General features: G+C 53.8%; 12 protein-coding genes. 3 read left to right on the top strand and 9 right to left on the bottom strand.

What is annotated here, in order from left to right; translation table 11 throughout:
• Positions 1-22 precede the first annotated feature (22 nt).
• Together ATW55_RS05140 and ATW55_RS05135 are read left to right on the top strand one after the other, a co-directional pair.
• A complete protein-coding gene (locus tag ATW55_RS05140; RefSeq protein WP_067713453.1) occupies positions 23-1,228 on the top strand; it encodes a pyridoxal phosphate-dependent aminotransferase in 1,206 nt (401 codons plus the stop codon).
• A gap of 112 nt (positions 1,229-1,340) precedes the next feature.
• On the top strand, positions 1,341-1,961 hold the full coding sequence (locus tag ATW55_RS05135) for a hypothetical protein (RefSeq protein WP_067713450.1): 621 nt from the start codon (positions 1,341-1,343) through the stop codon (positions 1,959-1,961).
• A gap of 65 nt (positions 1,962-2,026) precedes the next feature.
• Here ATW55_RS05135 and ATW55_RS05130 read toward each other — a convergent pair whose 3' ends face one another.
• Positions 2,027-2,470, bottom strand: coding sequence for a hypothetical protein (locus ATW55_RS05130; RefSeq protein ID WP_067713447.1), 444 nt, complete (start codon positions 2,468-2,470; stop codon positions 2,027-2,029).
• A gap of 237 nt (positions 2,471-2,707) precedes the next feature.
• Here ATW55_RS05130 and ATW55_RS05125 point away from each other — a divergent pair, with 237 nt between their 5' ends.
• Positions 2,708-3,235, top strand: coding sequence for a GDSL-type esterase/lipase family protein (locus ATW55_RS05125; RefSeq protein ID WP_067713444.1), 528 nt, complete (start codon positions 2,708-2,710; stop codon positions 3,233-3,235).
• 230 nt (positions 3,236-3,465) lie between these two features.
• Here the strand turns inward: ATW55_RS05125 and spoVT are convergent, their stop codons facing one another.
• The 8 genes from spoVT to glmU form a co-directional block, all read right to left on the bottom strand.
• Entirely contained in the window at positions 3,466-4,008 is a 543-nt protein-coding gene (spoVT, locus tag ATW55_RS05120) for a stage V sporulation protein T (RefSeq protein ID WP_067713440.1), read from the bottom strand.
• Positions 4,009-4,217: 209 nt separating this feature from the next.
• The gene (locus ATW55_RS05115; RefSeq protein ID WP_067713437.1) at positions 4,218-5,147 is read right to left on the bottom strand and encodes a peptidylprolyl isomerase; all 930 of its coding nucleotides are present in this window, start codon (positions 5,145-5,147) and stop codon (positions 4,218-4,220) included.
• The gene (gene mfd / locus ATW55_RS05110) at positions 5,122-8,667 is read right to left on the bottom strand and encodes a transcription-repair coupling factor (RefSeq protein ID WP_067713434.1); all 3,546 of its coding nucleotides are present in this window, start codon (positions 8,665-8,667) and stop codon (positions 5,122-5,124) included. Before mfd ends, ATW55_RS05115 begins: the two co-directional genes overlap by 26 nt.
• Positions 8,668-8,791: 124 nt before the next feature.
• Positions 8,792-9,025, bottom strand: coding sequence for an anti-sigma-F factor Fin (locus tag ATW55_RS05105; RefSeq protein ID WP_067713430.1), 234 nt, complete (start codon positions 9,023-9,025; stop codon positions 8,792-8,794).
• Between the two features lie 72 nt (positions 9,026-9,097).
• Positions 9,098-9,676, bottom strand: a complete 579-nt coding sequence (pth, locus tag ATW55_RS05100; protein WP_067713425.1) for an aminoacyl-tRNA hydrolase — start codon at positions 9,674-9,676, stop codon at positions 9,098-9,100.
• 44 nt (positions 9,677-9,720) lie between these two features.
• A complete protein-coding gene (locus tag ATW55_RS05095) occupies positions 9,721-10,326 on the bottom strand; it encodes a 50S ribosomal protein L25 (protein WP_067713420.1) in 606 nt (201 codons plus the stop codon).
• A gap of 110 nt (positions 10,327-10,436) precedes the next feature.
• Positions 10,437-11,384, bottom strand: a complete 948-nt coding sequence (locus ATW55_RS05090; protein WP_067713416.1) for a ribose-phosphate diphosphokinase — start codon at positions 11,382-11,384, stop codon at positions 10,437-10,439.
• Positions 11,385-12,788 (bottom strand): bifunctional UDP-N-acetylglucosamine diphosphorylase/glucosamine-1-phosphate N-acetyltransferase GlmU, encoded by a 1,404-nt coding sequence (gene glmU / locus ATW55_RS05085; RefSeq protein ID WP_423742951.1) that lies wholly within the window; start codon positions 12,786-12,788, stop codon positions 11,385-11,387.
• Positions 12,789-12,949 lie beyond the last annotated feature (161 nt).

The following is a 12,949-nucleotide window of genomic DNA, read 5'->3' as shown; positions in this document are numbered from 1 at the left end:
ATAAAAACAAGGGAGAAAGCATATGACGCACACGCTATCGCGACGCGCACAGGCGATTTCTCCATCGCCCACGTTGTCGCTGGATACAAAAACAAAAGATCTGATCGCAAAAGGGCATGACGTCGTCAATCTCACGGTGGGTGAACCAGACTTTCCCACTCCACTTGCCGCATCGTTTGCGGCAATTCGCGCGATTACGGAAGGATTTACAAAGTACACAGCACCTGCGGGAATCGTCGAGTTGCGCAGGGCGATCGCCGAGAAGCTGGCGCAGGAAAATGGTCTCACCTATTCGCCAGATGAAATTATTGTAAGCACGGGCGCAAAACAGTCGCTCTACAACATTTTTGTCACCCTGCTTGACCCGGGTGACGAAGTGCTTTTGCCTGCGCCCTATTGGGTGAGCTATCCAGAACAGATTCGCCTCGCAGACGGCGTTCCTGTCGTTCTTGAAACGGATGAGCGAAGTGGGTTCAAAGTGACGCCGGAACAAGTGTTGCGCGCGATCACACCGCGCACCAAAGCGATTCTGATCAACTCGCCGAGCAATCCGACGGGTGTCACGTACACACCGGAAGAAATCGATGCCCTGGCGAACGTGATCGCTTCAACTTCGCTCTATGTGGTGAGCGATGAGATCTACGAGCAGTTGACGTACGGCGTGACACACAAAAGCATTGCGACGGTGAGCGACGAAATGCGCAAGCGCACACTTGTCGTGAATGGATTCTCAAAAACATTCAGCATGACAGGCTGGCGTGTGGGCTACGTGGCGGGTGATCGCAAATTGATACAAGCCATGTCGAGCTTTCAGTCGCACACAACGGCCAATCCTTCGTCGATCTCTCAGCGCGCAGCGCTCGGGGCGCTTGGCACCTTTTCGCCACAGACGCGCGAGACCCTGCGCGAGCGGCTCCAGTTTGTCACGCGCGCACTCGCAGAGCTCCCCGGTCTCACGTGCGCACAGCCCAATGGCGCGTTCTACGTGTTTCCTAACGCGTCCGCATGGTTCAATAAAGCATACAAAAAACCATCAGGCGAAGAAATCATCATTCGCGACGGCGATCACCTCGGAGAACTGCTCTTGTCTGAAGCGTTAATCTCGGTTGTGCCCGGTTCAAGCTTTGGCGCGCCAAATAATTTCAGAATTTCTTACGCGACATCCATGCCGAATTTGGAAAAAGCGATGGACCGTTTGCGCGAGTTTTCCAATCGTATCGCACTCTGACACGTCCCGTTTTTATCTCCTATCTTTTCTTTCGAGGCGCTACGCATCACGCGGAGCGCCTTGTTTTCATATACTGCGCAAAGAAGGCACTGCGCAGGAGTTGACACACGAAATGGCCTCCAAAATCACGGAACAACAACGAAATGAACGCATTAAAGCGCTGCGCGCGCGTCTACAGCAACTGGACAAGACGCCAGAGAATGAAAAAGAGCGCGTACGCTTGCGGCGTGAACTCCAACTGATTCGCGCGGAAACCCATGCGCCTGCAAAAAAAACGGCGGATGCCATTCAATCGATCAGCAAATCGCTCACGCCAAAATCCATTGAAGATTCGCTAGGCACGATCACCTCTTTACGCGAGTTTTGCAAACAGTGCGCGCGTTATGTCCAACAGGCCGACCAGGTCTTGGACACCCTTTTCGTCACGACAAACTCCTTAAAAGATTCGGGCGTGCTCAAGAAACTGATGGAGTCAAAAGGAAAAAACCTTGACACATCCGACTTTACAAACATTTTGATGGCCCTCATGAACTCTCCACTCGGCGCGACTGTGTTCAACCGTCTCGGAGACGGAAAGAAGACCGATGATCCAGCACCTCCGGCCATCGATCCGCCAAAGCAAAAACCCTCGCGCCGCTCTCACACTGTACGAAGGCCTGTAAAGGGCAGCGCCGCAAAACGCGGACGCGCCGCCTCTAAAAAATCGTCAAGTGTGCGCAAAACATCCCTGTAACATCCGATTGCACAGAAAAAGGGCACCACGCCTCGCGGCGCTGCCCTTTTGCCATTTAACTACCATCATTTTACGAACTTCTTGATTTCCTTAATGGTCTTCTCATCAACTGCGTCACCGCCATACTTCTTGGCAATCTCCTCAACAGACACTTTCGGTCCCTTATCATCAGCGTTTTTCGTCGCATCGGTGAACGCGTTTAAAAAGGCGTTCATACGTCTTGGATCAACCTTGATGCCGATATCTTGCGCGATGTTTTGGGTTAGGTCGCGCACCGAAGAGGGATCGCGCCACGCTTCTGGCTTCATGTCTTTTACACGCTTTAACGCGTCAAACAAGCTGCCTTTATCGATTTTCTTCATGTTTTCCTTCAGCGTGTCAAATGAACCGCCGGGCGTTCCCTGCGAGCGCGTCGCTTCAAGTGGAGCATGAGCATTTTTTTCAACACGCGCATCCGTTTTGAGTGGACGTTTTTTAGCTATCCGTGATTTACCTGTATTTTTTTGCACGCTTGCCCCTCCTTTATTCCATCGTCTCATCCCTCTCATGCTATGCAAAAACACAGAGAGCGTCTCCCGCCTTTGCCCATGCCTAAAAAAACGGGCTGCGATCGACAACGATGGAACACCCTGACTTCCAGTTGAACATCCCTCTTCGGCTGCGTCGCATGTTTTTTGCACGATCACTGTGCAAAACGCCCTTTCTCCTCCGAGCGAGTGACATACCTTAAATGAGGAGGGGAGAGGATGAACCAAATCACCGTTTATGGGGATTCCATCGCGGCAGGCTACGGTGCACCGCCGACACGCGGTTTTGTCCCTGTGCTCACACGCCTGTGTTCGCGGCAAGTGAATCTCCCACTTGACTATCGCAATTATGGTCAACCCGGAATGACATCCTACGCATTGTCATCAGCGCTTCGCTTTAATGACGCCTGGATCACAGGCGGTCTCACTGCACAAATCATTTGTGTGCTGATCGGCGGTGATGACCTTATTCAGAATGTGCCGATCCTGCTCTCTTTGCAGCGTGCAGAAGTAGAACGCGCGCTCAAGGCAAGCGCCTTCGCCTATGCAAACTCACTGCGCCGCATTCGCGCGCTCACACGTCACCCGCTTGCCGTCGGCACGCTCTACAATCCGTATCCCGCACGCCCGCCGCCGACGTTGCTGTTTCCATATACAATGAACGCGTCATCCTTCCCGCTGCAGCGCTCATCGGCGCTACAGTTGCACCGGTCGCAGAGGCGTTTGCCGGGCGACAGGCAGAGCTGATTGACGGCTACAGAAACGGTGTGGCAGGCGCCCCCGGCCGAAACGGCGTCTCCTTTCCGATTCACCCAAACGCCCACGGACACACCGTCATCGCTGAGGCCTTTCTCCCGGTTGTCGCACCTGCATTCTCACGTGCATAGACGTTGACGCACACCTCTTTGCGCGCCCAATACAAGAAAAGAGACAGGGCGCGCACACCCTGTCCCACATGAATGAGGCCGTAAAATCCGCTATTGCTCCATTTGTTTTGAGAGAAATCCAGCCGCCGTCTCAGCGAGCTTTGTCTCGAGTTCACCCATGCGAACCTGCTCGTCCCGCGAAAAGAGAATGACGCTTCCGATTGGATCACCGTTATAGATAATCGGGGCGATGACGCGTGATGAGATATGTTCGCTTCGATCCTTGACAATCTGCATGTCACTGGCAGATGTGGCGACACTCAACTTCCGCTCTTCCATGGCTTTCTCGACTTCAGGTCCAATCGATTTTTCTAGATAGTCTTTCTTTGGCGCGCCAGCCGTGGCGATGACCGCATCTCGATCTGTAATCAGTGTGGGATGTCCTAGCGTCTCATTCAAAGACTCCGCGTACTCTTTCGCAAAATCACCCAATTCACCGATCGGAGAATACTTTTTAAGGATGACTTCCCCGTCACGGTCTACAAAGATTTCCAGTGGATCTCCTTCACGGATGCGCAGCGTGCGCCTGATCTCTTTAGGAATGACCACCCGTCCAAGATCATCGATTCTGCGTACTATACCTGTTGCCTTCATGAGATACCTCCTCACTTTCTTTTCAAAATCTGCCCGTTCATCCTTCTTTCGCATGAGGTTCATCGCTTGACGTTATCATGTCCTAAATGAACGCAAACTTTCCATATCTTTTTCACCCAATAATTAGGAAAAGCGCCCACGTCACGGGGCGCTTTTCACATGTCTTCATAGGATGTCAAACTTCACCACACAAGTCCCGCCGCATCCATCTACGCTTTCGGGAGAGTGACCTTGATGTTGGCTGTTTTCAGCTTCTGATTGTAAAGTGCAAGAAAGGCGCTCTTCTCATTTTGCTGAACCAATGCCGACATGACGGAAGACTGCACTTTTGAAAAAGGCTGCGTCGTGCGCGAAATGACGCGCATGACAAACCAGCCATACGTCGAGTCAAATGGCTGCCCGACCTGGCCGATCGGCTGTGTCATCGCGTGCTGCGCAAACGGCGGCACCCAGTTTGTCGGGCTCTGATTGGCGTAAATTCCGCTGTTTTTTGCGGAGCCGGGATCTTGCGAATACTTGGCGGCGAGCGTCTTCCAACTCGCGCCCGCACGCAGCTGATTGGCGAGCGACTGCGCCAGGCTCTTTGATTTGACGAGAATTGCCTGCTCTGTGACCGTCGTATATTGCTCCAGATTGTTTTTGTAATAGAGTTTTTGCTCCGAGAGAGGAATCGTCTTGACGAGCGTCTGTGCGTAGGAGGACAGCGCGAGTTGTTGCGAGACGTACGTCTCAAGGTCTGCCTCGGTCAGTTTCAGCGACTGCATTTTCTGATTGAATGTCGTCGAGTTGTTGCTGTAGAGACCCCCGATGATGTTCTGCTCAAACTGGAGCGTATCCTGGTGCAGCACGGATGACTTCATTTTCGGGACGGCTTTTTGCGCGATTGGCAAAATGAGGCGCGTAAGCACGATATACTGTTTGGCGATGTCTGTCTGAATGGTCGGAGACGGAGTCATCGTCGGATTCAAAAGCTGTTCAATATGTAATTGTGTCTCAAACTCTGGCTGCGAAAGTGTTCCACCGTTATACGTCGCAACCGTTGTAGCGCTGGCATTCGTCCCACACCCCGCGAGGACGAGCAACGCACTGACCATGGTCACTGCGAGTGAGCTTTTACGTAAGCGTGTTTTGTTTGGCATGAGGCAATTCCTCCTTTTTGTCATAAACCTTGTCGAGCTGTGACAAGACACGAATCGTCATGTCGAGAATCATGTCGTCTTTCAAACCTCGCCCTTCAAGAATGAGGGTGTACACATCCCCTGTCGACTTGAGGCGCATCCGTCGCGGATAGAGTTGAGTTAGCTCAAACAAGCGTGCACCAGACATCGCTGCTGTGTGCTCTGCTCGGAAGGTGATGTGCATATCATGCCCTTGTTTGACGATGGAAGCCAAATCATGCTCATGGGCAAAAGCACGGATTCGCGCAATCATGATCAACTGTTGCACCGGGTCAGGCAGGTTTCCAAAGCGATCTTCCAATTCCTCATACAAGTCATCCACATCTTGGATCCGTATCGCTGCGACAATTTTTTTGTACATCTCGATCTTTTGCATCGGATCGGGAATATAGTCATCCGGCAAATACGCGTCCATCAAGATCTCCACCGTCGGCTCCGGTTTTTCCTGCACGACATCACCGCGCAACTCGCGCACCGCTTCTGCCAGCATTTCCGTGTACATGTCGAATCCAACCGCACTGATGAACCCGTGTTGTTCCGCGCCGAGGATATTGCCCGCGCCGCGAATGGACAGATCGCGCATGGCGATTTTAAAGCCGCTGCCAAGCTCCGTGAATTCCTTGATGGCCTGAAGTCTCTTTTCTGCGACTTCCGTGAGCACCTTATCCGGCTGATAGGTGAAATACGCGTATGCAATGCGATTGGAACGACCTACGCGACCGCGCAATTGATACAATTGTGAAAGCCCCATACGATCCGCATGAAAGACAATCAACGTATTTACGTTCGGAATGTCAAGACCTGTCTCAATGATCGTCGTCGACACGAGCACGTCCGTCTCACCCTGAAGAAAATCGAGCATCACCCGCTCCAACTCATCCTCTGCCATCTGTCCATGCCCAACCGCCACTCGCGCATCTGGAACGAGACGCGCTACACGCTCTGCAATCGAATCAATCCCCTTGACCTGATTGTAGAGCACGTAAACTTGTCCACCACGACCGATCTCGCGTTCTATGCTTTCTCGAAGCAATGCATCACTGTATTCTACCACATAGGTCTGGACAGGAAAACGATTCTCCGGCGGCGTCTCGATGACTGACAGATCGCGAAGACCGACCATTGACATGTGAAGTGTCCGCGGAATCGGCGTCGCCGTAAGCGTCAGACAGTCTACATTGGCGCGCAACTGCTTGAGCCGCTCTTTGTGGGTGACGCCAAATCGCTGTTCTTCATCCACGATGAGCAGGCCAAGATCTTTAAAGGCAATCTGCTTTTGAAGCAGCCGGTGCGTCCCGATGACAATATCGACCGCGCCCGTTTTAAGCCCCTGCATCACGCGCGTCGTTTCCGCCTTTGAGCGGAATCGACTCAACACTTCGACCGTGACAGGATAGCCAGAAAAACGTTCCCGAAACGTCTCGTAGTGCTGCTGCGCAAGGATCGTCGTCGGCACGAGAACGGCGACTTGTTTGCCGTCAAAAACGGCCTTTGACGCCGCGCGGATGGCAACCTCCGTCTTGCCGTAACCCACATCGCCGCAGAGCAATCGATCCATCGGCCGCGCCTGCTCCATATCGCTTTTAATGTCGCGGATGGCACGCAATTGATCCGGCGTCTCTTCATACGGAAACATCGTCTCAAAGTCGCGCTGCCACTCAGTGTCCCCCCGAAATGCATGACCCGGTGTCGCTTCGCGCTGCGCATAGAGTTTGATCAATTGTTCTGCGATATCCTGGACTGATTTTCTGACTTTGCTCTTTGCGCGTGCAAAATCTGTTCCGCCAAGATGGTGGACGCGCGGCTCCCTATCCTCGTTGCCCAGGTATTTTTGAACAAGGTTAATCTGCTCGACAGGAACGTACAGCTTGTCATTTCCCGCATAGCGGAGATTGAGATAGTCCCTGTGATTGCCCTCAATGACGAGTGTCTCAATACCGAGATACTTCGCGATCCCATGCGTTGCGTGCACGACATAATCGCCCACCTGAAGGTCCTGATAGCTCTTGATTTTGGCCGCTTCCGACGCGTCACTGCGTACGCGGCGGGCACGCTTTTTCGTCGCGAACACCTCGTTTTCCGAGATGACCGCCAAGTGTACGCCCGACCACTCAAAGCCCGCCGAAAGCGTCCCGATGAGAATCATTGGCAGGCCAAGCGTCGGATCAAACACATCCACCACCGTCGCCGTGATGGAGAAGTCTTCGAGTACGCGCAGAAGCCGCTCCGACCGCTCATGGTCACCTGCGAGAAACACTACCTTCTCCTGCGCCTTTGTCATGCGCGCAATCTCGCTCTTTAAAAGCGGCAGCTGTCCGTGAAACTGTTGCATCGCGCGCGCACTCACCGTCAGGCTTTCGGTGAGTGCAATCCCCGACATATGGCGCGGCAGGAGACTCACATAGAGATGGCGTTGAAGCGGTCTTGTCACAAAAATGCGCGTCGGGTCGATCTCCTCCACCAAATTGGGAAGGATCTCACCGTGTTCAAGCGCCCCTGCAGTCCACTCCAACTCTTCACGAGCCACACGCTCCATCGTTTCCCGAAGTCGCGCCGGTTCGTCAAAAATAACGACCGCATCCTGTGACACGTGATCCAAAAGTGTCGCGTCGCGCTGCTCAAGCCACCCGGCATACCGAAGAAGCCCAGGAAAGTGGAGCGCGCTGCGCATGCGTTCAACATCGCGACCGACATGTTCGCGCAGGTGATCGCGGGTCTCAACCGATGACACGCGCTGGATCTGTTCGCGCAGGCGCGTCTCCACAAGGTCGGCAAGCGCATGGAGTTCTTTGGCCGTGACAATCAACTCGCGCGCAGGCCAAAGGCGGACGTCATTCAACTTTTCAAGACTGCGCTGAGTCTCTGAGTCAAAATAACGGATCGAATCAATCTCCTGATCGAACCACTCCACGCGCACAGGTTGCCCGTACAGCGCGTACACATCAAGAATCCCTCCGCGCAAGCTGCACTGCCCTCGCGCCTCAACGCGCTCGACGCGCTCATAGCCCATGTCGATAAGATGACCCATGACTTCTTTGGGATCATGCGTTTCCCCACACGCAAGCCTAGTGGCCGCATCTCGCAGGAACTGAGGCGAAAAGACGCGTTGCGATAGCGCCCGAATTGTCGTCACGATGACAGGTGAGGCACCCTCTGACAAACGTGCGAGTGTGCTCATGCGAAGCGCCGCAAGCTCTGGACTAAACGCGAGCATCTCACTGTGAGAAATTTCCCGCTCCGGAAAAAGGCACACCTCCTCATCCCGCAAAAGCTCTGTCAGATCTCCTGCAATCGCTTCTGCCGCCTGCATCGAATGCGCAGCAATCACGACAGGATAGCGCTTGCGGACCGTCGCATAAAGCAGATGTCGCGCGGCGCCGCCAAGTCCCGCAAGCGCAACGCTTGAGCCCGGTTTCTCAAGTGCGCGATGGACATTTTTTACATCAGGAACAGACGCTACATGATGCACCAACTCGCGCATACCGATCTCCCCCATCTAAAACCATTTCCAAAAAAGACACTTCAAACCCTACAACGCAAAAAGGCCCATTCCGAATCAGGGAAGGGCATTGTATAAATCCTAGCTATGGCGACCGCAAAAAGTGCTATTGAAGCGGCGTTTTCTCAAGCACCAGGCTGGGGTGTTTGGCAATTGCCGACTCACAATACTCGCATACGGTCGTAACGTAGAGATTCTGGTCTGTGACATCATAATAAATGATATCCGCTCTCTCTTCAGGAGTCAAAGATGTAAATCCGAGCGCGCTTGCAGAAAGCCCGTCGCCGTCAATTTCACCGACGAGATTCTTGCAATAGCGGCATGTGTACACAATCTTCATGATGCGCTCTCTCCGATCTTGGTGCACGCCGAAAGCTTAGCCCTTGGCGGCGTCCAAACGGACACGCTATCATTATTTTACATTCGACGCGGAATTAAACCTATTCATGACAAGCGGGAAGGATTCGACACAAAAAGCCTGCGCCGCCTCCACAGCGCGATCGACCGCCGCTTCAACGCGAATGCGATCGTCACGTGAAAAGGCATGCAAGACGTGATCGATGACAAGGATTCCTGGCTCGGGGCGGCCAATGCCCACGCGAATGCGCGCAAAGTTCTGTGTGCCAAGCTCCTGAATGATCGACTTTATCCCGTTGTGCCCGCCAGAACTGCCTTTTTCGCGCAATCGCAACGCACCTGCGGGAAGGTCCATATCATCATAGATGACAAGCAAATCGCGCTCTGGATCGAGGCCTTTCTCACGCACAGCGCGCGCGACCGAGAGCCCACTGCGATTCATGAACGTCTGCGGCCGCATGAGGATGACCGGCTCTGTGCGCACATTCGTCTCAACGATCTGTGCATCCCACTTCCCTTTTTCACGAACGCCAGAAAGCGTTTTGAGCCACGCCTCAACGCACCAAAACCCGACATTGTGTCGGGTTTTTGCGTATTCTTTTCCCGGATTTCCAAGACCCACAATCAGTTTCACGGCATGTATCAAACTCCCCATAGCCCTCGCGTGAACAGCATGCACTACGCGCTCGGCGCGGTCGTCCGTTCCACTGCCTCGGCTGTGACGCCCACATCTGCCACCGTCGCCTTTGGCGCGATCACCGAGATGATGATTTCACCTGGATCGTCTGCCAACTTCACACCAGATGGCAGCAATACATCGCGCATGTGCATGACTTCTCCCACGTTTAAATGGCCAATATCTAATGCGACCCATTCTGGAATATCATCGAGTTTCGCAGAAATCACAATCTCTAGCGTCTGTTGCGAAACGATGCCGCCGCGTTTTTCGACAGCTTCAAGACCGCGCAGAATGAGCGGAACGCTTGCTTCTGTCACCTCATCGCCCACCACTTCATGAAACTCCACATCCATGATATGACGCGAGATCGGATGGCGATGAATACGTTTGACGATCGACGGGTGAATTACTCCGTCACACTCAATCCGCACAACGCGATGCCCTGAGACGCGCTGGCGGACGACATCCCCTGCGAGCGAAATCGAGAGTGGCGCACGGCCCCGGCCGTATATGACGCCCATCACCGTTCCCGCTTTGCGAAGGCGCTTGCGCTCCCCTTTGCTGCTTGGCGTGCGCGTCTTTGCTTCAATGGTCTGAGTCGTCATCCTTGTTCCTCCTTCGTGTGGCAGGCGCAAAACCTGTTCTCCCACAGGATTCCCAAAGGATGACTTTCCCAATCGATCCGCTCTGCAAACAAGCCGATATCGTCTCTGTCTCAGTCAAACAATTCGCTGATGCTGCGCATGTCATTCACACGCATGATTGCTTCAGCGATGATCTCAGCGACAGAAAGCGTCACCAGCTTGTCCATCGTCTGGTAATCGCGCCGCGCGATCGTGTTTGTCACCACAACCTCTTCAATCGGCGCCTGGTTCAAACGGTCAAGCGCAGGCGGAGACAGCACCGCGTGCGTGCAGCACGCGTAAATCGACGCCGCCCCCTGCTCGCGAAGCGCCTCAGCGGCGAGCGCAATCGTGCCGCCCGTGTCGATGATGTCATCAATCAAAATCGCGTGACGGCCGCGCACGTCACCGATGATGTTCATTACTTCAGAGACATTCGGCTCAGGTCGCCGCTTGTCAATGATTGCAAGCGTCGCGCCTAGGCGCTCTGCCAATTGCCGCGCGCGCGTAACGCCGCCAAGATCCGGCGAGACAACTACTACGTTCTCTAAATTTTTATGCTCAAAATAGCGGGCCAGAATCGGCATTCCCACGAGGTGGTCGAGTGGGATGTTAAAAAAGCCTTGAATTTGCCCCGCATGCAGATCCATGCAAATGACACGGCTCGCGCCCGCCGTTTGAATGAGATCCGCAACCAGTTTCGCGGTAATCGGATCGCGCGCGCGCGCCTTGCGATCCTGGCGCGCATAGCCGTAATAAGGCAAAACCACATTGATGCTCTTGGCTGAAGCGCGCTTTAGCGCGTCCACCGTCACCAGCAGTTCCATCAAGTGCTCGTTGACCGGCGCCGACGTCGGTTGCACGACAAACACGTTACATCCGCGCACGCTCTCTCCAAGCTTGATCTGAATCTCACCGTCGCGAAAGCGAGCGATCTGCATCACACCAAGATCAAGTCCGATATGATTCGCAATCTCTCGCGCCAATTCCGGGTTAGCGTTTCCTGTAAAGAGTTTCAATCTCGGGTCCGAAAAGCTCACTCACTTATCCTCCTGTGCCTCGTTGCGTTCGCCGTGACGCGCCGCCAGGCGCGTGCGCAAGACGCGCGCGTAACCCTTTTTGTTCACTTGCCGCTCGCGCGCAATCGCAAAATCATCTACCTCTACATCATCCGTGATCGTAGATCCAGTCGCCACATAGCCGCCTTGGCCAATATGCACAGGAGCAATCAAATTGACATTGGAGCCGATAAAACTCCCATCTTCGATCACCGTCTGATGCTTCTGGAACCCATCGTAATTCACGGTCACCACGCCACACCCGATATTCACATCACTGCCGACTGACGCATCGCCCACATACGCGAGATGGCTCACCTTAGAGCGCGCACCGACCGTCGCATTCTTTAATTCGACAAAATCGCCCACTTTCGCGTCTTCGCCGACCACAGAGTGCGGCCTGATATACGCGAACGGACCGACAGAAGCCCGCTGGCCGATACTGCTTTTCATGGCGACCGAATACATAATCGTCGCGTCATCGTCAACCGTCACATCAACGAGGCGCACATTGGGGCCAATCGTGCAGCCGCGCGCGATGGTCGTTTTCCCTTCGAGATGCGACCCCGGATAGATCACCGTGTCCTGCCCGATCTTGACATCCGCGTGAATATACGTCGATCCCGGATCAATCACCGTCACGCCGCTTTCCATATGCCTCCTAAGAATACGCCTGCGCAGTCGCTCTTCCACATAGGCCAACTGAATCCGATCATTCACATTTGCAATCTCATCCACATCGCGGACGACAACCGGAATCACAATCTGGCCTTCCGCGCGCAGATGTTCTACACAATCTGTTAAAAGATACTCTTGTTGTGCATTATCGTTGGTCAATTTGGATAAAACCCGTTTCAAGGACGCCGTATCAAACGCAAAAATGCCACTGTTGACTTCGCGAATGGCCCGCTCATCCTGTGTGGCATCTTTCTCCTCTACAATTCGCTCCACGTGGCCCACGCCGTCGCGCACGATACGGCCAAACCCAAACGGGTTATCCACCACGGCCGTAAGCACTGCGTTTGCCTTTTCCCGCTTGGCATGCTCGATCATGCGCTCCACCTCCGCGCGCGAAATCAGGGGGCCGTCTCCATAAAGCACGACCGTCATGCCCTCATCACCGAGTTCAGGCGCTGCACTCATCACCGCATGTCCCGTTCCCAGTTGCTCCGCTTGACGAAGATACGTGACGCGGTCACCCAATACATCACGCACTTGCGACTCCAATTTGCCAACGACAACAAAGAGTCGATCAAATCCTACTGCCGCCATCTCCTCAACAATGTGCAAGATCATCGGTTTTCCGCACACCTCGTGAACGACTTTGTGGCGGCTCGAATTCATGCGTTTCCCCAGTCCCGCGGCTAATATGACACCATTTAACAAAACGATCACGTCCTCGAATTGTAGACATTGCAAACACAACCAAACGTCTTGACACACAGAGTCCCTGTCAGCCGTTTGGTGAAACCGGTATCGCCAAACTTACTTTTTACCACGTTACCATGATACCATACCAGGCAGCGTACATCCCACAGAGGCAAAAG

It is taken from the genome of Ferroacidibacillus organovorans (assembly GCF_001516615.1).
Classification (GTDB): Bacteria; Bacillota; Bacilli; order Alicyclobacillales; family SLC66; genus Ferroacidibacillus; species Ferroacidibacillus ferrooxidans_B.
Note: the sequence above shows the minus strand (reverse complement) of the source record. Positions and strands in the feature narration are given on the sequence as shown.

Bases quoted from the DNA above. Each gene is read 5' to 3' on its own strand.
- ATW55_RS05125 (WP_067713444.1), top strand. From the start codon at position 2,708: ATGAACCAAATCACCGTTTATGGGGATTCCATCGCGGCAGGCTACGGT.
- mfd (WP_067713434.1), bottom strand. From the start codon at position 8,667: ATGCGCGAGTTGGTGCATCATGTAGCGTCTGTTCCTGATGTAAAAAAT.
- ATW55_RS05105 (WP_067713430.1), bottom strand. From the start codon at position 9,025: ATGAAGATTGTGTACACATGCCGCTATTGCAAGAATCTCGTCGGTGAA.
- ATW55_RS05115 (WP_067713437.1), bottom strand. From the start codon at position 5,147: ATGCCAAACAAAACACGCTTACGTAAAAGCTCACTCGCAGTGACCATG.
- spoVT (WP_067713440.1), bottom strand. From the start codon at position 4,008: ATGAAGGCAACAGGTATAGTACGCAGAATCGATGATCTTGGACGGGTG.
- ATW55_RS05135 (WP_067713450.1), top strand. From the start codon at position 1,341: ATGGCCTCCAAAATCACGGAACAACAACGAAATGAACGCATTAAAGCG.
- ATW55_RS05140 (WP_067713453.1), top strand. From the start codon at position 23: ATGACGCACACGCTATCGCGACGCGCACAGGCGATTTCTCCATCGCCC.
- ATW55_RS05095 (WP_067713420.1), bottom strand. From the start codon at position 10,326: ATGACGACTCAGACCATTGAAGCAAAGACGCGCACGCCAAGCAGCAAA.